The following is a 334-nucleotide window of genomic DNA, read 5'->3' on the forward strand; positions in this document are numbered from 1 at the left end:
TGGTGGAGGATGACGGGATCGAACCGACGACCCCCTGCTTGCAAAGCAGGTGCTCTCCCAGCTGAGCTAATCCCCCTATGGGTACGACAGATACCGGCAACTGGTAGGGCTGGTTGGACTCGAACCAACGACCCCCGCGTTATCAACACGGTGCTCTAACCAGCTGAGCTACAGCCCCAATATTTGCTGTTCTTTACTTCGTTACAGTCGATAAGTGTGAGCGCTTGAAATGATTCCGAAGAATCCTGCAAACTCTAGAAAGGAGGTGATCCAGCCGCACCTTCCGATACGGCTACCTTGTTACGACTTCACCCCAGTCACGAATCCTACCGTG

At 53.6% G+C, this 334-nt stretch carries 2 tRNA genes and 1 rRNA gene; all 3 read right to left on the reverse strand.

What is annotated here, in order from left to right:
• A tRNA-Ala gene (locus GTP58_RS30900) sits at positions 1–76 on the reverse strand.
• Positions 77–101: 25 nt separating this feature from the next.
• A tRNA-Ile gene (locus GTP58_RS30905) sits at positions 102–178 on the reverse strand.
• Positions 179–258: 80 nt separating this feature from the next.
• Positions 259–334 (reverse strand): 16S ribosomal RNA (locus GTP58_RS30910); the annotation flags it as partial.

Origin of the sequence: Duganella sp. CY15W (genome assembly GCF_009857555.1) — a bacterium.
Classification (GTDB): domain Bacteria; phylum Pseudomonadota; class Gammaproteobacteria; order Burkholderiales; family Burkholderiaceae_D; genus Rugamonas; species Rugamonas sacchari.